The sequence below is a fragment of the Ruegeria sp. AL11 genome (genome assembly GCF_056540865.1).
In genome coordinates, this window is the sequence record NZ_JBQFXO010000001.1 from 640051 (window position 1) to 663542 (window position 23492).

24 protein-coding genes are annotated in these 23492 nt (G+C 59.6%); 5 read left to right on the plus strand and 19 right to left on the minus strand.

The window, feature by feature from the left end; genetic code table 11:
• Positions 1-9 precede the first annotated feature (9 nt).
• Positions 10-1236 (plus strand): MFS transporter, encoded by a 1227-nt coding sequence (locus ACR0IP_RS03225; protein ID WP_170688618.1) that lies wholly within the window; start codon positions 10-12, stop codon positions 1234-1236.
• Here the strand turns inward: ACR0IP_RS03225 and ACR0IP_RS03230 are convergent, their stop codons facing one another.
• Genes ACR0IP_RS03230 through cysS form a run of 3 tightly spaced genes read right to left on the minus strand, consistent with a single transcriptional unit; the run spans position 1237 to position 5099 of the window.
• A complete protein-coding gene (locus tag ACR0IP_RS03230) occupies positions 1237-2019 on the minus strand; it encodes a squalene/phytoene synthase family protein (protein ID WP_480523761.1) in 783 nt (260 codons plus the stop codon). It lies immediately after the preceding gene.
• Positions 2016-3650 carry a citramalate synthase gene (cimA, locus tag ACR0IP_RS03235; RefSeq protein ID WP_480523763.1) on the minus strand — a complete coding sequence of 545 codons (1635 nt, stop codon included), beginning with the start codon at positions 3648-3650 and terminating at the stop codon, positions 2016-2018. Before cimA ends, ACR0IP_RS03230 begins: the two co-directional genes overlap by 4 nt.
• Before the next feature lie 57 nt (positions 3651-3707).
• Positions 3708-5099 (minus strand): cysteine--tRNA ligase, encoded by a 1392-nt coding sequence (gene cysS, locus ACR0IP_RS03240; RefSeq protein WP_480523765.1) that lies wholly within the window; start codon positions 5097-5099, stop codon positions 3708-3710.
• 206 nt (positions 5100-5305) lie between these two features.
• Between cysS and ACR0IP_RS03245 the strand changes: the two genes are divergently transcribed.
• On the plus strand, positions 5306-5650 hold the full coding sequence (locus ACR0IP_RS03245; protein WP_170688614.1) for an MmcQ/YjbR family DNA-binding protein: 345 nt from the start codon (positions 5306-5308) through the stop codon (positions 5648-5650).
• Positions 5651-5707: 57 nt separating this feature from the next.
• The gene (locus ACR0IP_RS03250) at positions 5708-6895 is read left to right on the plus strand and encodes a pyridoxal phosphate-dependent aminotransferase (RefSeq protein ID WP_480523767.1); all 1188 of its coding nucleotides are present in this window, start codon (positions 5708-5710) and stop codon (positions 6893-6895) included.
• Positions 6896-6901: 6 nt separating this feature from the next.
• Here ACR0IP_RS03250 and ACR0IP_RS03255 read toward each other — a convergent pair whose 3' ends face one another.
• The 7 genes from ACR0IP_RS03255 to purC all read right to left on the minus strand — a co-directional run bounded on the left by ACR0IP_RS03255 (position 6902) and on the right by purC (position 13786).
• The gene (locus ACR0IP_RS03255; RefSeq protein WP_170373632.1) at positions 6902-7420 is read right to left on the minus strand and encodes an outer membrane beta-barrel protein; all 519 of its coding nucleotides are present in this window, start codon (positions 7418-7420) and stop codon (positions 6902-6904) included.
• Positions 7421-7675: 255 nt separating this feature from the next.
• Positions 7676-9010 (minus strand): sigma-54-dependent transcriptional regulator, encoded by a 1335-nt coding sequence (locus ACR0IP_RS03260; protein ID WP_170373631.1) that lies wholly within the window; start codon positions 9008-9010, stop codon positions 7676-7678.
• A 14-nt stretch (positions 9011-9024) separates the two neighbouring features.
• Positions 9025-10767, minus strand: a complete 1743-nt coding sequence (locus tag ACR0IP_RS03265) for a sensor histidine kinase (protein WP_170373630.1) — start codon at positions 10765-10767, stop codon at positions 9025-9027.
• Between the two features lie 69 nt (positions 10768-10836).
• Complete coding sequence (gene purQ, locus ACR0IP_RS03270) at positions 10837-11505, minus strand: phosphoribosylformylglycinamidine synthase subunit PurQ (protein WP_170467079.1); 669 nt, start codon at positions 11503-11505, stop codon at positions 10837-10839.
• A gap of 11 nt (positions 11506-11516) precedes the next feature.
• On the minus strand, positions 11517-12560 hold the full coding sequence (locus ACR0IP_RS03275; RefSeq protein WP_480523770.1) for a zinc-dependent alcohol dehydrogenase family protein: 1044 nt from the start codon (positions 12558-12560) through the stop codon (positions 11517-11519).
• 4 nt (positions 12561-12564) lie between these two features.
• On the minus strand, positions 12565-12795 hold the full coding sequence (purS, locus tag ACR0IP_RS03280) for a phosphoribosylformylglycinamidine synthase subunit PurS (protein ID WP_170374301.1): 231 nt from the start codon (positions 12793-12795) through the stop codon (positions 12565-12567).
• Positions 12796-13030: 235 nt separating this feature from the next.
• Positions 13031-13786, minus strand: a complete 756-nt coding sequence (gene purC / locus ACR0IP_RS03285) for a phosphoribosylaminoimidazolesuccinocarboxamide synthase (RefSeq protein ID WP_170467720.1) — start codon at positions 13784-13786, stop codon at positions 13031-13033.
• 276 nt (positions 13787-14062) lie between these two features.
• Between purC and ACR0IP_RS03290 the strand changes: the two genes are divergently transcribed.
• Both ACR0IP_RS03290 and bmt read left to right on the plus strand, forming a co-directional pair.
• On the plus strand, positions 14063-14380 hold the full coding sequence (locus ACR0IP_RS03290; protein ID WP_170373627.1) for a DUF1476 domain-containing protein: 318 nt from the start codon (positions 14063-14065) through the stop codon (positions 14378-14380).
• 121 nt (positions 14381-14501) lie between these two features.
• On the plus strand, positions 14502-15515 hold the full coding sequence (gene bmt / locus ACR0IP_RS03295) for a betaine--homocysteine S-methyltransferase (RefSeq protein WP_480523773.1): 1014 nt from the start codon (positions 14502-14504) through the stop codon (positions 15513-15515).
• A gap of 1 nt (position 15516) precedes the next feature.
• Here the strand turns inward: bmt and ACR0IP_RS03300 are convergent, their stop codons facing one another.
• The 9 genes from ACR0IP_RS03300 to ACR0IP_RS03340 form a co-directional block, all read right to left on the minus strand.
• Complete coding sequence (locus tag ACR0IP_RS03300) at positions 15517-16293, minus strand: enoyl-CoA hydratase-related protein (RefSeq protein ID WP_170373625.1); 777 nt, start codon at positions 16291-16293, stop codon at positions 15517-15519.
• Positions 16294-16367: 74 nt separating this feature from the next.
• Complete coding sequence (locus tag ACR0IP_RS03305) at positions 16368-16823, minus strand: cytochrome c-type biogenesis protein (protein ID WP_170467085.1); 456 nt, start codon at positions 16821-16823, stop codon at positions 16368-16370.
• Positions 16820-18784 carry a heme lyase CcmF/NrfE family subunit gene (locus tag ACR0IP_RS03310; protein WP_170467087.1) on the minus strand — a complete coding sequence of 655 codons (1965 nt, stop codon included), beginning with the start codon at positions 18782-18784 and terminating at the stop codon, positions 16820-16822. The genes ACR0IP_RS03305 and ACR0IP_RS03310 overlap by 4 nt, the downstream gene beginning before the upstream one ends.
• Before the next feature lie 75 nt (positions 18785-18859).
• A complete protein-coding gene (locus ACR0IP_RS03315; protein ID WP_170548935.1) occupies positions 18860-19435 on the minus strand; it encodes a holin family protein in 576 nt (191 codons plus the stop codon).
• Positions 19426-20037 carry a holin-associated N-acetylmuramidase gene (locus ACR0IP_RS03320; protein ID WP_480523776.1) on the minus strand — a complete coding sequence of 204 codons (612 nt, stop codon included), beginning with the start codon at positions 20035-20037 and terminating at the stop codon, positions 19426-19428. The genes ACR0IP_RS03315 and ACR0IP_RS03320 overlap by 10 nt, the downstream gene beginning before the upstream one ends.
• Positions 20038-20188: 151 nt before the next feature.
• Positions 20189-20635, minus strand: a complete 447-nt coding sequence (ccmE, locus tag ACR0IP_RS03325; protein ID WP_170458116.1) for a cytochrome c maturation protein CcmE — start codon at positions 20633-20635, stop codon at positions 20189-20191.
• Between the two features lie 7 nt (positions 20636-20642).
• The gene (gene argC / locus ACR0IP_RS03330) at positions 20643-21671 is read right to left on the minus strand and encodes an N-acetyl-gamma-glutamyl-phosphate reductase (protein ID WP_170688604.1); all 1029 of its coding nucleotides are present in this window, start codon (positions 21669-21671) and stop codon (positions 20643-20645) included.
• A 94-nt stretch (positions 21672-21765) separates the two neighbouring features.
• The gene (locus ACR0IP_RS03335; RefSeq protein ID WP_170373618.1) at positions 21766-22575 is read right to left on the minus strand and encodes a glutamate racemase; all 810 of its coding nucleotides are present in this window, start codon (positions 22573-22575) and stop codon (positions 21766-21768) included.
• Between the two features lie 8 nt (positions 22576-22583).
• Positions 22584-23462, minus strand: coding sequence for a lysophospholipid acyltransferase family protein (locus tag ACR0IP_RS03340; RefSeq protein ID WP_170373617.1), 879 nt, complete (start codon positions 23460-23462; stop codon positions 22584-22586).
• Between the last annotated feature and the right edge of the window lie 30 nt (positions 23463-23492).

The window sequence follows — 23492 nt, forward strand, 5'->3', positions numbered from 1 at the left end:
CATGGCGTCATGACTGTGATTTCAGAGACCCCGAACGACTATCAGGCCAAGCGCAACGTTGCAGTCCTTGTGGCAGCACAAGCTGTTCTGGGTGCGCAAATGCCGATGATGTTCATTGTCGGAGGGCTGGCCGGGCAATCGCTGGCCACAAACGCCTGCCTTGCGACGCTGCCCATTTCGCTGATCGTTTTGGGATCGATGCTGGCGGCCACGCCTATCTCTGCGATCATGCAACGCTGGGGCCGCCGCGCCGGGTTTCTGGTCGGAACAACCGCCGGTGCACTTGGCGGTTTGATCGGTGCATATGGTCTGTATCTGGGCTCTTTCCCGGTCTTCCTGATCGGCAGCCTGTTGACCGGCATCTACATGAGCGCGCACGGATTTTACCGTTTTGCGGCGGCGGATACGGCATCGGACGCGTTTCGGCCCAAGGCTATTTCTTACGTGATGGCGGGCGGGCTGGCGGCTGCCATTATTGGCCCGCAGATCGTCAAGTTGACATCGACGGCCTATGTCATTCCGTTCCTGGGCACTTATCTGGCTGTGATCGGAATCAATGTCGTTGGGTCGGCGTTGTTCTTATTTCTCGACATCCCCACGCCGCCACGCGCGAGCGAAGACAGCCCCAAAGGCCGGTCGCGGATCGAGATGTTGAAGACCCCTCGGATCGCCGTCGCCATTATTTGCGCCATGGTGTCCTACGCGCTGATGAACCTCGTGATGACCTCGACCCCTCTGGCTGTGGTCGGGTGCGGATACACGGCCAATGATGCCGCAGATGTAGTGACCGGCCACGTGCTTGCCATGTATATCCCCAGCTTTTTCACCGGCCACCTGATCGCCCGTTTCGGCGTTGAAAAGATCGTAGCGCTCGGCCTTGCCATTCTCGGCGCCGCAGGCGTTGTCGCCCTCCAAGGGGTAGAGCTTGGCAACTTTTTCATCGCGCTGATCCTGCTTGGGATCGGCTGGAACTTCGGCTTCATTGGTGCGACTTCGATGCTGGCCGATTCTCATGACGTCAGCGAGCGTGGCCGGATGCAGGGCATGAACGACCTTCTGTTGTTTGGCGGCGTGACCTTTGCCTCACTGGCCTCGGGCGGGTTGATGAACTGTTCGGGTGGGTCCCCGGTCGAGGGATGGACGGCAGTGAACCTTGCCATGGTTCCCCTGCTCACATTGGCAGGAGGCGCACTGTTGTGGCTGGTCATGCGCCCGGCCGAGCCGGACACCGCCTGATCACCAACGGCCAGTGCTGGCCGTCCACATCAGAGAGATCCTGCTCCCGAGTTCCCCCTGCGCCAGATCCCCGCACGCGACCCGTGCGGGATTGGCCAGAACCTTCCGCAAAATCCACTCGGCCTGCCATCCGGCATAGAGCGCCGGGCGAGCGGCGCTGGATACCTCAGATCGCCTGCTGCGCGCCGATTTCAACCGCCTCAGCGCAGTGTCCGCCAACGCGCGTACTCCGTCTTCAGTGCCGTCAAGCAAGGGAATCCGCCCTCGGGTCTCCAGTTCCGGAATGGCCCGAAACCAATTTGCGACGCCGACTGCGTAGCCGAAATCGCGTAAAACGCCCTCATCCGCAGCCCCGAGGGATTGGGCCGCGACCAGCAATAGCGTGCCCGCGCTTTGGTCGATGTAATTCTCGAAATGCGCGGTATCTTCAAACGGATCTCGATAGATATCCCACCGCCTGACAGCCACATATTCATCCAGCAAACCGGCCAGATGTGGCGACAACACCCTGGACAGAGGGGTCACCACCTCATGCCGCCGCACCTGTTGCCCTTCGGAAATCTCCTGCAGCGCATCGCGCCACCATTGCAGGCGCATTTCGGCAATCATCGCCTCTTGCGTAACCCACGGTGCGCGCGCGATTTCGGCATTCAGCGCATAGATCGGAAACAGAACGGCCCGCGCTTCGACGGGGGACGCCATGGTGGCAAGAAACCGGTCCGGATCGGCCTTTTGTACAAGGGCCGCGCAAGCCTTTACGTCGTCGTCAAAGACGGCAGTCACTCGGCCGCCGCTTTCCGATGCCCACTATCGCGGACTAGTTTCCACTGGATCGCCTCCAGCAGCGCCTCGAACGAGGCGTCAACTATGTTGGCACTTACACCTACGGTCGACCAATGCCGCCCCTGCCCGTCTTCGCTGTCGATGATGACGCGCGTGACTGCCTCGGTCCCGCCTTGGGTGATCCGCACCTTGAAATCGACCAGACGCATATCCGACAGCACCTGCGAATACTGCCCCAGGTCCTTAGCCAGCGCCTTGGAGAGCGCGTTCACCGGCCCTCGGTCGCTGCCTTGATCATCCACCGATTCACTGACCGAGAGCTTCTTTTCACCGTCCACTTTCACCACAACCACGGCCTCGGACAGGCTGACCATTTTGTTGTATTTGTTCTTGCGGCGTTCAACGGTGACCTTGTAGCGCTTGACCTCAAAGAACTCGGGCATCTGCCCCAGCTCATCACGCGCCAGCAGCTCAAAACTCGCCTGAGCGGTGTCGTAGGAATACCCCTCAGCCTCGCGCTGTTTGATCCGGTCGAGGATACGGCCAAGGGCGGGATCGCCCTTTTCAACCATCAGGCCTGCGTCGGTCAGCCGTTTGAGCAGGTTCGATTGCCCGGCCTGGTTCGACATCGGGATGATCCGCGTGTTCCCTACCGTCGCCGGGTCGATATGTTCGTAGGTCGATGGGTCCTTGAGAATCGCACTCGCATGAAGCCCCGCCTTGTGCGCAAAAGCCGAGGCCCCTACGTAAGCCGCTTGCTTGCTCGGCACCCGGTTCAGGATATCGTCCAACATCCTGCTCACCCGCGTCAAACCGGCCAGCGCGTTCGGGTTCACACCGATCTCGAACCCCGAGGCATAGGGTTCCTTCAACAGCAATGTCGGGATCAGAGCGGTCAGGTTGGCATTGCCACATCGCTCTCCCAAACCGTTCAGAGTGCCCTGAATCTGGCGCGCGCCCGCATCGACAGCCGCCAGTGAACACGCGACGGCGTTTTCGGTGTCGTTATGGGTGTGAATACCCAGCCGATCCCCCGGCAGATCTGCGGAGATCAACTCGGACACAATGCGCCCGACCTCGGATGGCAAAGCGCCACCATTCGTGTCACACAACACTACCCAACGCGCGCCCGCATCCAAAGCGGCCCGGCAGACCTCGGTCGCATAGGTCGGGTTGTCCTTGTAGCCGTCAAAGAAATGCTCCGCATCGAACAGCGCCTCACGCCCCTTCGCCACAAGATGCGCGACCGAGGCGCGGACGTTCTCGACATTCTCCTCCAGTGAAATGCCAAGCGCATGGGTCACGTGGTAGTCATGCGATTTGCCCACCAAACAAACGGCCTGCGTCCCGGCATTCATAACGGCCGCCAGGACATCGTCGTTCTCGGCCGACCGTCCGGAGCGTTTGGTCATGCCGAAGGCTGTCAACCGGGCAGAGGTCTTCGGAGCGACCTCGAAAAACGCGCTGTCCGTGGGGTTCGCCCCGGGCCACCCGCCTTCGATATAGTCCACCCCAAGCGCGTCCAAAGCCTGCGCGATCTGCACTTTCTCCGCCGTCGAGAACTGCACACCCTGCGTCTGCTGCCCGTCACGCAGGGTCGTGTCATAAAGATAGAGGCGTTCCTTGGTCATGGCTTGCTCCCGCTGGCCCAGAGTAGTCGATCTTTCCACGTGGCGCGCGGATTTCCTTCAAACATCTTCCAGTTTCGACGCATCAAATCCCGCAGCCGGAACCAGTTCAACGCCTTCTTTGCTCATGCGCACTTCCAGACCTGCGGCAACAAAAGCGGATTTCAAACGGTCCACTTCCGAGAAGTCCTTGCTTTGCATCGCTTCGGCCCGTGCTTCAGCCAACCGGGCAGCGAAAGTGCTCAGATCCGCCGCTTCGGCCCAAGCGCCCATATCGTCGCCCAAAAGCCCGAGAACCCGCGCGCTGGCCAGCAGAGCAGCCGCATCTCCTTCCGCAGCCAAACGGTGCAGTTCGGCGATGGCACCCGCCGTGTTCAGGTCATCCGCCAGCGCCTCAATGACCGAGGGGGCCGCGCTGGCTGCGGGCTCTATGCCCGCTGTCAGCGCCCGCCACTTTCGCAAGGTGGCTTCAGCTTCACGTGCCTTCTTCTCGGTCCAGTCCATCGGTTTGCGATAATGGGTCTGCAGGAAAACAAAGCGGATCACCTCACCGGGGACACCCTGTTCCAGCAAGTCATGCACGGTGAAGAAATTGCCTAGAGACTTGGACATCTTTTTGCCTTCGACCTGCAGCATCTCGTTGTGCAACCAGACACGCGCAAACTCACCCTCTGGATGGGCGCAGCAGCTCTGAGCGATCTCGTTTTCATGGTGCGGGAACATCAGATCATTACCGCCGCCGTGAATGTCAAAACTTGCCCCAAGCAGTTCGTGGCTCATGGCCGAGCATTCGATATGCCACCCCGGACGGCCCCGACCCCAAGGCGAATCCCACCCCGGAAGCTCATCGGTCGAGGGCTTCCACAGCACAAAATCCATCGGGTTCTTTTTGTAAGGCGCAACCTCAACCCGCGCTCCGGCAATCATGTCATCGACCGAGCGACCGGAAAGCTTGCCATACCCCGATTTCCAGCTATCGACAGCAAACAGCACATGACCTTCCGCGGCGTAGGCATGGCCCTTCGCGATCAGCCCCTCGATCATTTCGATCATCTGCGCGATATACTCGGTCGCGCGCGGCATCGCGTTCGGCTCCAACGCCCCAAGCGCGCCCATGTCATGCAGATACCAGCCGATAGTCTCATCAGATCGTTCCTGCACCAACTGCTCCAAGGACCCCTCGGCGCCAGCCTGTTTGCGGGCCAGAGCGGTGGCGTTGATCTTGTCATCCACGTCGGTGAAATTGCGTACATAAGTAACCTGATCCGCACCGTAGACATGGCGCAGCAACCGGTACAGGACATCGAAAACCACCACGGGCCTAGCATTTCCCAGATGGGCCCGGTCATAGACAGTGGGCCCGCAGACATACATCCGCACGTTGTCGGAATCGATCGGAACGAAGTCTTCCTTCGTCCGCGTCCGTGTATTGTGCAGCTTGATTGTCGTCATCACTCGGGCTCCTAAAGCTTGCGCGTTGGCGCGGGCTTAGCAACTTGTCTCAGGGATGAAAACGAAAGAAACCGGCCCGCTTGAGAATTCAGCAGGTAATGCAGCAGATAATGGTGCAGATCATCCGGTCCATCCGCTGGGCATAACATGCGTCACGCGCCAAGCCAAGGCTTGAGTTCGCGCGTCTTCTCCAGCACTCTGCGCGCATGAGCCGGGATTTCGTCAACTCTATTTGTCGCGACCTGCCGGGGGCCGAATGGTCGGACCCCTGGGGCGGCGGGCATGATGCGTGGAAGGTCGGCGATAAGATGTTCGCCTGTATCGGGACCGCCAATGATGGCGTGTCGGTCAAAACACCCGATATCGAAACCGCGCAGATGCTGATTGATGCGGGTGTCGGTGTGAAAGCCCCATATTTCCACCGCAGCTGGGTTCGCCTGCCCTTTGACGCGGAGGAGGATGAAATGCGCTACCGCCTTGCCGCCTCTTACGATCTGGTGCGTGCATCGCTCACGAAAAAGGTTCAGGCCACCCTTCCTGCGCGAAGCTGATTGACAAATTCGGATCGCTCTGCCCCTGTCGCCACAAAGACAAACCGAGGCAAGATCATGAAACTGTCAGATCGCATCACGCAGATCATTGGAGGCGGCAGCGACGGATGGGAAGTGTTCTATCGCGCGCGCCGCATGGTCGCCGAAGGCCACGCTGTAACGCAGCTGACAATTGGCGAACATGACATCGGCACCGATGCCTCGATTCTGGATGCGATGAACCGATCGGCCCGCGATGGCCACACCGGTTACGCCATGGTGCCCGGCACCGATCTGCTGCGCGACACGGTCGCCGCGCGGGTTCAGACCCGGACCAGAGTATCAACCACTCGAAACAATGTCCTGATCACTCCGGGCGGACAGGCGGGGTTGTTTGCGGCTCATATGGCTGTGTGCAACCCCGGCGATGTCGGGCTGTTCCTTGACCCCTACTACGCCACCTATCCCGGCACCATTCGCGGAACCGGCGCTGTGGCGCGGGCGGTTCAGACCTCGGCTGAAGATGCCTTTCAACCGCGTGCCGAACAGATCGAGGCCAAGGCCGATGGCGCTGTGTCATTGCTGATCAACACGCCGAACAACCCGACCGGAGTGGTTTATTCACCCGAGACACTGAAGGACATCGCTGAGCTGTGCCAGAAGCGCGAGCTGTGGCTGATCTCAGATGAGGTCTACGACACGCAGATATGGAACGGCGCGCATCTGTCTCCGCGTGCTCTGCCCGGTATGGCCGATCGCACGCTGGTCGTCGGTTCTATGTCCAAATCGCATGCCATGACCGGATCACGTTGCGGCTGGATTATTGGCCCGGAAGAGGTCATCAGCCACCTCATCAATCTCGCCACCCACACCACCTATGGCGTCCCAGGCTTCATTCAGGATGCCGCAAGCTTTGCCCTGAACGCGGGCACAACGCTCGAAGATGAAATTGCAGCCCCCTTCCGTCGTCGCCGGGCCCGCGCGCTAGAGGTGCTGGCCGAACAGAATACCATCGGCCTCGTCCCCGCGGATGGCGCGATGTACCTGATGTTGGATATCCGTGCGACCGGTCTGACCGGTGAGGGGTTTGCAAATGCCCTTCTCGATAAACACACGATTGCCGTCATGCCCGGAGAGAGCTTCGGTACAGCCGCTGCGGGACACGTCCGCGTTGCCATGACTGTCGATGACGATCGTTTCGAAACGGCTCTGAAGACGATCTGTACCTTCGCATCCGAAATGGCAGGTCAGCAAGCCGCCGAGTGAAGGCGCTTAGAACCGGAACGTTGTCCGCAGGTTGAAGATATTCGTGTCCAACCCACCGCCCGAGCGTGTGACATCGTCAAAATCCTGCCGCAACGCTTCGCCACTGATCACGAAGTTGTCGCCGATGGGATAGGCAATGCCGATTCCATAAACCGCCGCTGTGTCGTTCTCTTCCGAGGTTTCAACACGCGCAGCGCCGACCACGACATAACCCATTGCCGCGCCAAAATCATACCCGCCGCGAAACTTCAGCCGGGTTATACTGTCTACGCTGCCCTGATCCTGACCAAGATTGAGAGAAAGCCGGTTATACTCCAGCTCACCGCCCAGAACGAAGGCGCCGAAATCGCGGTCATACCCGACATGAGGTCCGAAAACGGTATCGTTGCCACCCGCGCCGCCGGACCCGTCCGCATCCGCATAGCCAAAGCTGAACCCCGCATAGGCCCCCGTCCAGTCCTCGGCCGAGGCCGGGCTGGTTATCGCTATCGTCGCAGCGACAATAAGGGCTGAGAGGGGCTTCATAAACGTCTCCAAATCAGGCGAACCGCCGGGTTTTTGCCAAACAAACACCCACGTATTTGAGTGTTTAACCTAGGAACGCCACTGCTAAATTCAAATCTGCATCAATGATAAGTGAATGCAGTATAACAGATTTCCCCTATAACGGGTTAAAATCTCTTTAAGATACGTTCAAAAACCCAGCGCGGGCCTTTTCACCATAAAAAACGCCCCGACCACCTGAGTGATCGGAGCGTTGAATAAGCGCCTGTATGGTTCTTAAAGATAGTCGGACCGCTGCAGACCGTATTTGGCCATCTTTTCGTTCAGAGTCCGGCGCGGCAGGCAAAGCTCATCCATCACCGACGCGATTGAGCCCTTGTGGCGACGCATGGTGTTGTCGATCAACATCCGCTCGAACGCTTCAACATATTCCTTCAGTGGTTTGCCCTCGGTGGTCATGACCGGCTGCATTTCCTCATGATCGGACATCAGCAAGGATGCAATCGTACCGGAACCACGTCGCGATTGCAGCACCGCGCGCTCGGCGATGTTGATCAACTGCCGCACATTGCCCGGCCACGGGGCTTGCAACAGCTGCGCCGCTTCCTGCGCACTGACCTGCGGGGCATCACAGCCATATTCCTCGGCGAATTGCTCACTGAGGCGGGTGAAAAGGGTCAGGATATCCTCACCCCGCTGTCGCAGCGGCGGCATGGTGATCCGAAGGGCGGCCAGACGGTAGAACAGGTCCGGGCGCAGTACGTCCTCGGAGGTCTTACCGGCCTCTTGCAAGTTCGAGATCGCGACAATTCGCGTTTCCGCAGGGGTGCCCTGCTCGTTCATCACGCTTAGCAAGCGGGCCTGCAACGTGTCGCTCAACGCTTCAACGTCTTCCAGCACCAGCGTGCCACCGCGCGCCTCTTCAATCGCGGGAAGCTGCGCATCCTCGGGCATCATCGGGCCGAACAGGCGTTTCGACAGCACTTCTTCTTCAAGCGCCGCGCAGGACACCAGAACGAATTTCTTGCCCGCGCGGCTGCCCACCGCGTGCAGAGCATGTGCGACAAGCGTCTTTCCGGTGCCCGTCTCTCCGTCGATCAGCACATGGCCGTCCGCCTGTCCCAGATCGAGGATATCTTCACGCAGACGCTCCATCACCGGGCTTGCGCCGATCAGTTTGTTCATGATCTGCGTACCACCCGACAACTCGCGCCGCAGGGCGCGATTGTCCAGCGTCAGACGCCGCGCGTTGCTGGCGCGTTTGGCCAGTTCCGACATGCGATCTGGGTTGAAGGGCTTTTCCAGGAAATCAAATGCGCCAACGCGCATCGCCTCAACCGCCATCGGCACATCGCCGTGACCGGTGATCATGATAACGGGCAGCGTGCTATCGGCCCCCATCAGTTTTTTCAGCAGTTGAATGCCATCCATGCCCGGCATCTTGATGTCCGAGATTACGATCCCCGGATAATCCGGCCCCAGAACCTTGAGCGCGTCTTCTGCGCTGGCAAAGGTCTCGGTGTCATATCCCGACAGTGCCAGCCATTGGCTGATCGACTGGCGCATGTCCTGTTCGTCATCGACAATGGCGATTTTCATGGCCTGTGCCATATTATTCCCTCGTGTTATTCAGCGGCCTGGAGGCCGTCGCTTCCCAGTGGCAGTTGCATCTCGAAGACCGCGCCACCCTTCTGGCCGTTACGTGCGGTTAGCCGTCCGCCATGGTCGTTTACGATCCCCGACGAGATAGCAAGCCCCAGCCCGACCCCGTCACCAGGTTGCTTGGTGGTGTAGAAGGGCTCAAACAGGCTCTCGATATCCTTAATACCATACCCGTTGTCGCGCACGGTCAGCACCGCCATATCGCCCGCCGCCAGGATGATCTCGACATCCGGCTCTGCTACAGATTTGGTGGCGTCCAGCGCGTTGCGCAAGAGGTTGACCATCACCTGTTCAATCCGCATCCGGTCCCCCATCACAATGACAGGGTCTTCGGGGAGGATCTGCGTGATCTTAACATGGCGCTGCCGCAGCTGAGGCTCCATCATCGACAGCGACGAGGCCAGCGCTTCGCCAAGGTTTACTGGCGAAAACGCATCCGCCCCCTTACGCGCGTAAGACTTCAGCTGCCGAGTAATAGCGCCCATCCGTTCGATCAGACCATCAATGCGACCAAAGCTGGCAAGGGCCTCTTCCGGTCGGTTTCTACGCAGCAGCAAACGCGCCCCGGCAAGGTAGGTTTTCATTGCAGCCAGAGGTTGATTAAGCTCGTGACTTACCGCCGCCGACATCTCACCCAAGGCCGCCAGTTTCGAGCTTTGCGCAAGCGTCTGTTCCGCCAAATCCAACGTCTTTTCAACCCGTTCGCGCTCAGCGATTTCCCGCTGTAGCCTTGCGTTCAATGCGCGAAGCTCTGCCGACTCGCGCTGGAACAGAACCACGCGCGAAGCGGCGCGGCGACTGAGCAGATAGAACGCCGCCGCCAGGAGAATCGCAAAGCCCATGATTTCCAGCGCCAGGACACTGTTCACCTTCTCGCGGATTGAGTCATAGGTGGTGAACGAGGCCATTTGCCAACCGCGGAACGGTATGCGTGTCTCAAGCCGAATGACGGCCTCACCTTCCAGATAACCATCCGGCGGCAATGCAGACCAGTCGGCCGTCGCCCTCAGCGCGCGCTGGATCGCACTTTCCGGCGTCTGCCGCAGCATGGCCGAGCTTTCGTCCAGCCCACGCCATTGCGGCTCGGTCGACAGAATGATGTTGCCGGTGCTGTCCCGCACCAGCACGGCATCAGAAATCCCCGCCCAGGCGCGTTCGAATTTCTGCAGGTCGACCTCAACTACGATCACGCCGAGAATCTCGGAATTCGCCTCGATCCTGCGGGAATAGATAAAGCTGTAGTCGCCAGTTTCGCGCGGGCTGACCGTGAAAATCGTCGCGTTCGAGCGGATTGCGTCCACAAAATAGGGCGCATTGCGATGCCCTTCGAGCAAGCGGTTTCGGTCAGTGGCTGCCACCGTCACCCCATCCCCGTCCATCAGCATCAATGACGCGGCCCCGATCTCTTCAACGAAAGAGATCAGACGCTGGCTGGACAATAGGTAGTCACTGGATTGCAGTGCTGAGATCAGGGTCGGGTCCCGTGACAGAAGCTGCGGCACAATCGCGTTGCGTCGCAATTCGCTGAGGAGGTTGCCGGAATACAGGGCAAGGCGCAGCTCAGCACGGTTGCGGGTCGACTCGGTGAACCGGTCAGTCAGCAACCGGTTCGTCACCCAGATCGTCGCAACGGCGGTCAAAAGGACGAGAATAACAGCCACACGCAGCCGCCACCCCAAAGGGGCGCCGCGAAATGGACGGGTCATTTTGTCCTTGATCGAGTGAAGGCCTGAACTCATTCCCGAAAGTTACGCGGGCTGAGCGGCGACCTCAAGTCACGCCGGGGCCAGAACGCCGGACAATGCGCGGAACAATGCCGTCCCGTCGGTACCGCCATGCCCCTCATCCGCTGCGCGTTCGGGGTGCGGCATCATGCCAAGAACGCGACGGTTTTCCGACAAGATGCCCGCGATATCCCCGACCGACCCGTTTGGATTCTCGGTATAGGTGAACGCGATCCGGTCCTGATCCTTCAGCGCGGACAAGGTGGCGTCATCGGCGAAATAGTTGCCGTCATGGTGGGCGATCGGAATGCCGATCACGTCTCCTGCATTGTAGCCTTGGGTAAAGGCGCTGTCGCTGGTTTCGACCTTCAGGCCAACCGTTTTGCAGATGTATTTCAGACCGGCATTGCGCAGCAGCGCGCCGGGCAGAATTCCGGTCTCCGTCAGAATCTGGAATCCGTTACAGATACCAACGGCATAGCCGCCACGCTCGGTATGATCGACCACGGCCTTGCAGATCGGCGATTGTGCTGCGATGGCCCCACAGCGCAGATAGTCGCCATACGAGAAGCCTCCGGGAACGCCGACAATGTCGACCCCCTCAGGCAGCGCTGCATCCTTGTGCCAGACCATGTCAACGGCGAAGCCGGCCTGCTCAAAGGCTACGGCAAGGTCCCGGTCGCAGTTTGATCCGGGGAATACGATGACGGCTGCGCGCATGGCGGACCCTCCTAGCAAGTAAAATCAGTGACAACCGCCACACCCGGAGGTGCAGGAGCGTCGAAAGCGGCAAGTTCTTCACTTACCTGGTTCAAAGACACGTGTCGTGTCACGAGCAGGCTGAGATCAAGATCCGAACCCGTGATCAACGACAGAAACGACGGGTAGCGCCAACTGGGCATCCCTCGTGTTCCATATACAGAAAGTTGACCGGAATAGAGCACATCCATCGGCAGCGTCATAGCCGCGTGATCGCCCGCAGGCATGCCGATCTGAACCATCCGGCCGAGTTTGCGCAAGGAACGCATCGACGCCACGGTCGTGGCTTCAATCCCGAGCGCCTCGATCGCCACATGGGCACCACCGCCGGTGATATCTTTCACCGCTTCAGGCGCATCGCATGTCGCCGCGTTCACAACCGCATCCGCGCCCAGAGACTTAGCGTAGCTCAGCTTGTCGTCCGAGATATCGACGACCACCACCCGTGCGCCAAGCGCTTTGCCCAACAACAGGGTCGAGATCCCTACTCCGCCCCCACCGAACACGGCAAGCCATTCTCCGCCCTGCAGTTGAGCGCGACCAACCAGCGCCTGCCACGCGGTCGTAACCCGACATCCCAGCGCCGCCGCGATCTCGGGCGCGAGTGTCTCGGGCAGTTCCGTCAGATTGGCATCCGCATGCGCAACCGCGATGTACTCGGCGAACGCACCATCACAGGTAAACCCCGGCACGACCTGGTCGGCGCAGGTGGTTTGATTGCCTTGGGCGCAGTCCTGGCAATGACCACAGGCCAGAATGAAAGGCGCAATCACCCGATCACCGATTTTCCAGCGGTGGACGCGGCTGCCCACCGCAACCACCTCGCCGCAATATTCGTGGCCGGGTGTCATCGGGAGGATCACATCCGGGTCCGACCCCGACCACGCATGCCAATCTGACCGGCAGACGCCGCAGGCCAACACTCGGACGACAACGCCATCCTCGGCCGGTTCAGGGTCGGGAATGGTGGTCAGCTCCAGCGGCTGGCGATAGGTGATCAGACGCGCTGCCCGCATCCAATCAGACCAGTTCGATCTCGTAGCGTTCGATGACGGTGTTGGCCAACAGCTTTTCGCACATCTCGGTCACGTCCGCCTCAGTCGCGCCTTCGGCCAGTTCCAGATCAATGACCTTGCCCTGGCGCACACCTTCGACCTGATCAAAGCCCATGGCACCCAATGCGTGGCGGACCGCCTCACCCTGAGGGTCCAGCACCCCGTTCTTGAGCATCACATGCACCCGTGCCTTCATCTTCGCAACTCCACCTGAGGGCCACGATCGCAGGCCCATTTCGTTGCGCGGGGGATAGCGCGGTTGTGCCTTTGGGACAACCCTGTTTGCGGCGAAGATTGAAAAGCTATGAAAGGGCGTGACCCAAAACGGACCGGACGGGTGATGCGGGTCGAACGGCATACCCTGCGCTCGCACGAAAAACGCCGCCCAGATCGGGGCGGCGCTTTGCAAATCTCTTAGGTGGAGGCCGAGATCAGTTGATCAGCGTCGGCTTGGTCACATTGCTTTGCGGCAGAACACCCAAGCGGCGCGCGACCTCGGAATAAGCGTCGGTCAGGTTGCCCAGATCGCGGCGGAAGACATCCTTATCCAGCTTCTGGCCGGTTTCGATATCCCACAAGCGGCAGCTGTCGGGGCTGATCTCATCAGCGACAATCAGACGCTGGTAGTCACCGTCGAATACGCGGCCGATCTCGATTTTGAAATCTACCAGTCGGATGCCCACGGCCAGCATGACACCGCTCATGAAGTCGTTCACGCGCAGTGCGAGGCTGAGGATATCGTCCATGTCCTGCTGGCTAGCCCAGCCAAAGGCCGCGATATGCTCTTCGGTGACCAGCGGATCACCCAGAGAGTCGTCCTTGTAGCAGTATTCGACAATCGGACGCGGCAACTGCGTGCCCTCGGCAATGCCCAGACGTTTGGACATCGTACCGGCCGCATAGTTGCGCACGATCACTTCCAGAGGGACGATCTCGCAATTCCGCACCAACTGCTCGCGCATGTTCAGGCGGCGGATGAAGTGGTTCGGAACACCGATCTGGGTCAGGCCATTCATGAAGAACTCGGACAGGCGGTTGTTCAGAACGCCTTTGCCATCGATCACGTCTTTCTTTTCGGCATTGAACGCGGTTGCGTCATCCTTGAAGTACTGCACGATAGTGCCCGGCTCGGGGCCTTCATACAGAATCTTGGCTTTGCCTTCGTAGATTTTCTTGCGACGCGCCATCGGGGCCCCTTCCATATCGGCAATACGCGCAGTTCGCGCGGCTGCGGCCCTCATAGAGCAGCCCGCTCCAACCCGCAAGTTGCCTCGTTGTATTCCATCGAAGCATCCGCTTTTCAACGGTTCCTCATACGGTATTGAGCACACTTAAGACCTGCCAAGAAAGCCTGCGTGCAGCAACACAGCGCATTTGGTCGCGCAAAGCCCATTTTCGCTATACATTCCGAAATTCGTTTCTTATCTAGATGAGGAATGTCCACGCTATGAGGTCCCAATAAAATGACCACGTTCGACGAACGCGAAAACGCCTTTGAAGCCAAGTTTGCCCATGACGAAGAAATGCAGTTCAAGGCCCAGGCCCGCTGCAACAAACTGCTGGGCCTTTGGGCGGCGGCAAAGCTTGGGAAAACCGGCTCTGACGCGGACGACTACGCCAAAACCGTCGTGATCGCCGATATGGAAGAGGCAGGCCACGAAGATGTCGTGCGCAAGGTTTCTGCCGATCTGGGCGGTCTGTCCTCGGATGACGAAATTCGCGCCAAAATGGCCGAGCTTCTGCCCGAAGCCAAAGCTCAGGTCATGAGCGAGACTGACTAAGCCACCGGTCACCTCATGATCTTCATGAGTAATATGAATTTGATTTGCCGCCCCGGTCATGAGACACGGGGCGTCTCATATTCATACTGGCGCTTTGCGCCAAACACGTCGGACCAAGCCCATGACAAACGCGCTGACCCAGCTTCTCGAGACCAAAGAGGCCGTTCTGGCCGATGGTGCTACCGGAACCAATCTCTTCAACATGGGTCTGCAATCCGGCGATGCGCCTGAGCTTTGGAATGTGGATGCGCCAGATAGGATCCGCGCGCTTTATCAAGGCTCGGTCGATGCGGGCAGCGATCTGTTTCTGACCAACACCTTCGGCGGCACCTCGGCCCGGCTCAAGCTGCATGACGCGCAAAACCGCGTGGGTGAGCTGAACCGCATTGGCGCTGAACTCGGGCGTGAGGTCGCGGACAAATCCAGACGCACCATCGTGGTTGCCGGCTCGGTCGGCCCCACCGGTGAGATCATGGAGCCGGTCGGAAGCCTGTCGCATTCCGAGGCGGTCGAGATGTTCCACGAACAGGCTGAGGCCCTCAAAGACGGCGGCGTAGATGTTCTGTGGGTCGAAACAATCAGCGCCCCCGAGGAATTCCACGCCGCAGCCGAGGCCTTCGCATTGGCGGATATGCCCTGGTGCGGCACCATGAGCTTTGACACTGCCGGACGCACCATGATGGGCGTCACCTCGGCTGATCTGGCCCTACTGGTGGAAACGCTGCCCAACCCTCCGATTGCGTTTGGAGCGAATTGCGGTACCGGAGCGTCGGACATCCTGCGCACTGTACTTGGGTTCACCGCGCAAGGGACCGAGCGGCCCTTGATCTCGAAAGGCAACGCCGGAATTCCGAAATATGTCGACGGGCACATCCACTATGACGGCACGCCTGAGCTGATGGCAGACTATGCCGTGATGGCCCGCGACGCAGGTGCAAAAATCATCGGTGGCTGCTGTGGCACCATGCCCGCGCATCTTGAAAAAATGCGCGCAGCGCTGGACAGCACAGAACGTGGCGCGCGCCCGACGCTTGATCAGATCACGGATGCGCTTGGGCCCTTCTCGTCCGCCTCGGACGGCACCAACGACGATGCCGCGCCCGAGCGGCGCACCCGCCGCCGCCGCCGCGCCTGAGTTAGCGCCCCTCGAATTTCGGGGGGCGTTTTTCCATGAAGGCCACCACGCCTTCGGCGAAGTCACGTGAGCGTCCACATTCACCTTGCAAATGTGCCTCGGTCGCCAATTGCTGTGGCAAGGTCTTCTCATAAGTACCGCGGAGCGCCTGTTTGATCGCGCCATAGGCCGCCGTCGGACCTTGGGCCAAATGTGCGGCCCGGCTGCGCCAATGGGCATCAAACGCATCATCAGCGACCGCTTCCCAGATCAGGCCCCAATCATCGGCCTGACGCGCGGTGATCTTGTCAGCAAACAACGCGGCCCCCATGGCCTTGGCCAGCCCCATCTGACGCGGCATGAACCATGTGCCACCAGCATCTGGCAGTAAGCCGATGCGGGAAAAGGCCTGCAGGAAATAGGCGCTCTCGGTCGCGATCACCACATCTGCACAGAGCGCAAGGTTGGCCCCTGCCCCGGCTGCCGGTCCATTGACGGCGGCAATGGTAGGTACCGGGCTGTCATGGATGGTCTCGAGCATCGGCTCGTATTCATCGCGCAGCGAGCGTTCCAGGTCGATCTTTCCGGTTGAGGACGCATCACCAAGATCCTGACCGGAACAAAAGGCCGGTCCGGCCCCGGTCAACACGATGCACCGCGCATTTCGAGCCGCATGCTTCATCGCATGGGTGATCTCAGCCCGCATCTGCGTGGTCAGCGCGTTCATCTTGTCAGGGCGGTTCAGCGTCAGCACCGCCAGCCCGTCCGTGATGTCCAGCAGGATCGTTTCGTAGTCCATTAAAGCTCTCCCTCGCGCCTGTGCGTGAGCGGACACTGCCGCATTCACAGGCCGAGGAAAAGCGGAACCACGCGTCAGTCTTTCAGAATTTGGCGCAGGCGCTCTTTTTCAGCGTCGCTCAGCCCGTCGCTTTCACCCAGCGCTTGCGCCTTGGCCCGGTTGCGCAGAAAGACCAAGCCCACACCGGCGGCAATCAGCAACATGATCGGCCCGGCCAGCCATAGCATCAGGTTCGAGCCCGTAACCGTCGGCTTCAGCAGCACATATTCACCATAGCGGTCGACGATGAAGGCAATCGCCTCTTCATCTGTATCCCCGGCCACCAGCCTTTCGCGCACCAGCAAGCGCAAGTCGCGCGCCAGATCGGCGTTGCTTTCGTCGATGCTCTCGTTTCGACAAACCAGACAGCGCAACCCGGTGCTGAGGTCGCGGGCGCGTTGTTCCAGCACCGGATCGTCCAGCACTTCGTCCGGTTGCACTGCAAAGCCCGGTGCCGCCAACAGCATGAGGATCAGGATCAGACGTTTCATTCTGCGGGTACTCCGGCGGAAGGGGCTTTGCGTGCGCCAGCCGCCACCCGGAACCGACGATCGCAGAGGCTGAGGACGCCGCCCAACGCCATCATGAGACATCCGGCCCAGATCCAGTTGGCGAAGGGTTTGATATAGGTGCGCAAGACCCAGCCCCCATCCGCCTGTTGATCCCCGATCACCACATAGAGATCGCGCATGACCCGGTAGTCAATCGCCGCCTCGGTGGTGGGCATACGAGCAACCGGATAGTCGCGTTTTTCGGGATGCAACGTCCCGATCATGCGCCCGTTGGTCTCCACCTTCACATCCGCCATGGTCGAGAAATAATTCGGCCCTTGCACGCGATTGACATCCTCAAGCGTCAAGGTGAATTGACCAACCTCAAAAGGCTGCCCCGGCTGGGCGACGCGGATATCCTCAACCTCCCACGCGGTCAGACCGGCGATGGCGAAGATGGTCACACCCAGCCCCGTATGGGCAACCGCCTTGCCCCAATCGGCCCCCGGTAGGCGGAATAGACGTTTCAGGCTGCCGTTGCGTCCAGTCCGGCTCCATAAATCGAGAACGGCGCCGAAGGTGATCCATGCGCCCAGAAACAGACCCACAGGCCCCAAAGCGCTACGCCCTGTCTGCATGGCCCAGACCAGTACGCCAAGGGCGACGGCCAGCACAAACGCATAGCGCAGCGACCACGCTGTCTTGCCCAGCTTGCCGCGCTTCCACGGCAACATTGCGCCAACCGGCAGGACCAGCCCCAACAGCACCATGAACGGCGTGAAGGCCGCGTTAAAGAACGGAGGTCCGACCGAGAGTTTCCGGTCAAACATCATCTCGGCCACCATCGGCCACATGGTACCGACGAATACAACAAAGCAGCTGACGGCCAACAGCACGTTGTTCACGACCAGCGCGCTTTCCCGGCTGACCATGCCAAAGACGCCCTTCGCCTCCATCGCCTGCGCCCGCGCCGCAAACAGGGTCAGCGCGCCACCGATAAAGAACACAAGAATCAACAGAATGAAAACGCCCCGCTCTGGATCTGTTGCGAAGGCATGAACCGAGGTCAGAAGCCCCGAGCGCACAATGAAAGTCCCGATCAACGAGAACCCAAAGGCAATGATCGCCAGCAGGATTGTCCAGCTCTTCAGCGCCTCGCGCTTCTCCACGACAATGGCGGAGTGCAACAATGCAGCCGCCAGCAGCCATGGCATGAACGAGGCATTCTCGACCGGATCCCAGAACCAGAAACCGCCCCAGCCCAGCTCATAATAGGCCCACCACGACCCCAGAGCGATCCCGATGGTCAGAAACACCCAGGCGGCCAGAGTCCACGGTCGCACCCACCGGCCCCAGGCCGCATCGATACGGCCCTCGATCAACGCGGCCACGGCAAAGCTGAACGCCATGCTCAGACCGACATAGCCCAGATACAGAAACGGCGGATGGAACGCCAAGCCCGGGTCTTGCAGCAGCGGGTTCAGGTCGCGCCCATCGAACGGAGCAATCGCCAGCCGGTCGAACGGGTTCGAGGTAAACAGGATGAAGGCGAAGAACGCCACGGCCACAGCCGACTGCACAGCCAACACGCGTGCTTTCAAAGTGGGCGGCAGGCCAGCGCCAAAAAACGCGGCCATTGCGCCGAACAGGGTCACAATCAGCACCCACAACAGCATCGAGCCTTCGTGGTTCCCCCATGTCCCACTGATCTTGTAGATCATCGGCTTCGCCGAATGGCTGTTCTCAACCACGATCCTCAGCGAGAAATCAGACGTGGTGAACGCCCAAACCAGCGCTCCGAAGGAGAATGCAGTCAGCAGGAATTGGGAGATTGCCGCCGGTTCCGCAAACGCCATCCATCCAGCCCAGCGTTTCGACGCCCCGATCAGGGGCACCACGCTTTGCACGATAGCGACGAAAAAGGCGAGGATTAGCGCGAAGTGACCTAGCTCTGTAACCATAGGGCAGGATATATGCCGGAGGCACGGTAATCGCCAACCACTTTCGTTTGATTTCGGGGCACATAGTGTCGCAACTCAGCCCCTTTCGCGTCGCCAATCCTCTAAAGCCGGGTTCGCGTCGGCCAGCAGGCTCTCTTGTGACAAGCGCGCATCCGGCCCCGTATCTGCCGCACCGGGTCGGTCGCTGCGCATATTTCCAAGCGCATCAAGGTTGGCCAGAACTGTCGGAGTCCGCGCCATCACGGCCGAGATCTCGCGTTGCAAATCCTGCGATTTCGCCTGATGCCGTGCCCCAAAATAGAACGAGACAATAACGCCCAACAACCACCACAAAGGTTCTGGCACCAGCGCAATCCCCTGCATTCGCGCCGAAAACCAGATCGGATCGATCATGGCGGCAGCAAACAAGCCCAACGTTCCCAACGCCAAGGCCGGACGCGGAAGACGGTTCAACCCGTCCATAAACCGGTCGAACATGCCTTTGGGCGGCCTTTGAAACTCGGCTCCGAACTGCGTCATGGCCTGAGTTTGCGCCACCAACCGACGCTGGGCACCCGCATCGGCGTTCTCCCGAAAAACCTCTGCGGTTTCGCGCACCACGTTGCGCCCGCCACCGAACAAGAACCCCAAAACGCCCGAGATCAATCCCATCCCGAAACCCTCCTCTGAAACGCCTCATTGCTCAGGTGATAGCGATCCGACAGGAATTCTTCCGCCCGCCTGATCCAACCGCCTTTCCCGCCTGCACGGGTACGGGCATACTTTCGCGATGCAGGCCGCCGATCTGCGAGCCGAAAGTAATAATTCCGCCGCGCCACCCCATAGGCGTCCCGCAACTGAACCGGATTCGGGCGCGCCGCGTCCTGACTGGCGCCGATGGTCTGCGGGCCGATAACCCCGTCCACCACAACAGAAAAACCCATCTTCACCAAAAGCGATTGCAAAATGCGCACCGCCTGCGCGCCCGCGTTTACATACATGTCGAACACACTGGCCTGCAGCGCCTCGGGCAAAGCGGCGATCCCCGGTTTCTCAAAATAATGCTGCACAAAGATATCAACCGCCTGCGCGCTGCTGAGCGCTCGAACATCGGCGACATCAACCACCCCGTCCCGTGTCAAATCCAGCCCCAAACGCCGCATCGTGTGAATGGTCACGCCGAAATTGGTGGCTCCTCCCGGATCATCCGGATCATCCACAAACCCGGCTTCCCGACGCACAATCTCTTCGGCAATCTGTTGAACAGTCTGCATCACGACCCCCACCTGCATCAGTCGAGGGAACGATCCTGCAAACTCCTTAACAACCCCAAACGAAACAGAGCGCCGCCTGCCATCCGCACGCAACGCCCCTTCTTCTTCTGTTCAAAAATACCTCCGCCGGAGGCACGCAGCGCAGCTGCGTTCAGCTTTCGCCGGGATCTTTGTAAACGCCCTGTTCCTTCAAGGCGTCCATGACCTCTTTCGGCATATAGGTCTCATCGTGTTTTGCAAGAATTTCAGTCGCTTCAAACACACCGTTCACATAGCGACCCGTCCCAACCATACCCTCATTTTCCGAAAACAGATCCGGCAGAACCCCGGTAAACGCCACCGGAACGCTCTCTCCGCCATCAGTGACCACAAAGCGCACCGTTTCACCCTGCCCCCGGACGATCGAGCCCTCTTCGACCAGACCACCAATACGAAACACCTCGGTCGGCGAAGGCGGCTCGGCGATCACTTGGCTGGGCGAGCGGAAGAAGTTGATGCCATCGCGCATTGCATACCCAATCAACGCCGTCGACACCGCCAGGGCCGCTACGGCCACCAAAATGATCTGAACTCGACGACGTTTCTTGAGCGTTTTCATACCGTCCTCACGGGAACAAGGGGGCCATCATCAGCCCTCGGGTTTCATCCTCACCTAACATCAGGTTGGCATTCTGCAAGGCCTGCCCGCTGCTACCTTTTGTCAGGTTATCCAAAGCGGCGATCACAATCGCGCGCCGTTCAATCCGGTCCGCAACAACACCTATGTGGCAGAAATTCGATCCCCGCACATGGTGGGTCGAGGGCGCCTCGCCCGTCGGCAGAACCTCAATAAAAGGCTCGTCAGCATAGGCTTTTGCCAGCGTATCAAAAACGCTCTGCGGGTCGCCCTTCACGTAGGAGGTCGCCAGAATACCCCTGTTTGCCGGGATCAGGTGCGGCGTGAATTGGATATGCACCGTACGACCGGCCAGTTTAGAAAACTCCTGATCGAACTCACCCAAATGGCGGTGCGTACCACCGATGGCATAGGCATTTGCGCCTTCGCTCAGCTCGGCATGCAGCAGGTTTTCTTTCAACGACCGGCCAGCGCCCGACACGGCGCATTTCAGGTCGAGGATGATGTCGTCCAGATCAATAACCCCAGCCGAAATCAGCGGCCGCAGCACATATTGTCCGGTTGCCGCGTTGCAGCCCGTACCGGCCACAAGCCGTGCGGTCCGAATGTCGTCACGATAGAACTCGGTAAGGCCATAAACCGCCTCTTCCTGCTGCTCCAACGCGCTATGCGGGTTGCCGTACCATTTTTCATACTCATCGGCGTCCTGCAGCCGGAAATCAGCAGACAAATCAATGATCTTCAGATTCTTCGGCAGGTCCCGGATTACTTCCTGACTGGTTTTATGCGGCAAAGCGCAGAAACACAGGTCGATCTGGGAAAAGTCGATTTCAGAAATCTTACACAGATCCGGCAGGTTCATGTGGCGCAGATGCGGGAAGACCTGAGCCATCGACAGGCCCGCCTTACGTTCCGCCGCCAGCGCAACGATCTCCAAGTTCGGGTGCTCGGCGATCAGCCGCACCAGTTCAGCGCCAGTATAGCCTGAGGCGCCCAGAATTGCGATTTTATGGGTCATGTCAGACCTCTTCTTTGCATGTGTCACATATCATGACCGCCACTGTGACGGTCTTGGATTTAGAAAATCGGAGGGGTGGCGTCCTTGACCTAAATCAGGCCGCCTCAAACGAGATTTGTCGTCGGAGGAACTGTGTCGCCCGATCACTGACAAAACCGGGCTTGCCGGTGGTCAGATAGCCGCCTTCTCCCTCACCGAGCATGGTCGGGTGGCGTTGCAGATAGTCGGCCAGGCTTTCAGCCACCAGATCGCCCTGGCTGAACACCTGAACATCCGCGCCCAGAGCAGCCTGAAACGTCTCGGCCATCAAGGGGTAATGCGTGCAGCCCAGAATCGCCGCCTGAGGTTCGGGCATCTTGCGTTTCAACGCATCCACATGGCTGCGCACCAGAGCTTCGGCCAGAATCAAATCACCGTCTTCAATGGCATCCACCACGCCGCCGCAGGCCTGTGCCTCGACATCCACACCAATCGCGCGAAACGCCAGTTCCCGCTGGAAGGCGCGGCTGGAGACTGTGGCGGGCGTTGCAAACAAGGCCACATGCTTGACCGCCACTTCCCGCGGAGGCGAGTTGTCGCCCCATTGCCGCTCGGTCAGCGCCTCGATCAGAGGGACAAAGACCCCAAGAACCCGTTTGCCTTCGGGCACGCCTTCTTCCTGCATCCGGCGCAGGGCAGCCGCGCTGGCGGTATTGCAGGCCAGAATCACCAGATTGCAGCCGCGATCCCACAAGTCGTAGACCGCCTTGCGGGTCAGCTGATAGATATCCTCGGCATCGCGCACGCCGTAAGGCGCATGCGCACTGTCCGCGTAATACAGGAAATCCACGTCAGGCAGCCGTTGCTGCGCGGCGTTCAGGACGGTCAGACCGCCCAAACCGGAATCAAAGATACCTACTGCCATTAGCCCCTTCAGGCGCGATGCCGTTCCTCAAATTCATAGCCGTAGTCATATGACTTCAGCGGTGTCGGAGACAGCTCATACGTGGCTTTGCGCAGGAAATCCATCATCTTGCGCGTATCCTTGCTGAGTGGGTCCAGAACATCACGGCCAATCGGTTCGCCGATCACCACTCTCACAGGTGTATCGACGCGTTTCTTGAACTCCTTGATCAGCAATCCCATCCGCAGGGTGTTGTGCAAATGGCTGGCGATCTGGAACAAACGAGACGTGTGGCCGTCAAAGAAAACCGGCACCACTGTGGCATGGGATTTGGCGACCATCCGAGCGGTGAATCCGCGCCAGCCGGGGTCCATCGGGTGGTCGAACGGCGTGAGGGCCGTGCTGACGGTGCCACCGGGGAAGATTCCAATCGCCCCACCGTCGCCAAGATAGTTCAAGGCGGTTTTGCGGGTTTCGAGGTTCAGCTTCATCGCCTCTTTCGTCTCATCAAACGAGATTGGCAGAATGATGCGGTTCAGATCTTCCGCCTTGCGGAACACGCGATGGGCCAGAATCCGGAAATCGCCGCGCGTTTCAGACAGGATATGCCCCATCATCAATCCGTCCAGAATGCCGTAAGGGTGATTGGCAATCAGGATCAGAGGGCCGTCCTTCGGGATATTCGACAGCGCCCCGCCCACAACATCCAGCGTCAAACCGTAGCGTTCGACCATGACATCCCAGAAATCGCGCCCCTTGGCGACGTCTTGTTCGTACCCGTCCGCACGCTTGATCAGGCGCATGCGGCCTGTGGTGTTTTCCATCAGCTTGATGACCATCCGACCGCCCTTGGTTTCGGCGGAATGGGCATAAGAAATGTCTCGAACGACGTGACGGCGCGATGGCATCTGAGGACTCCGGAACTAACTGCCTGCATT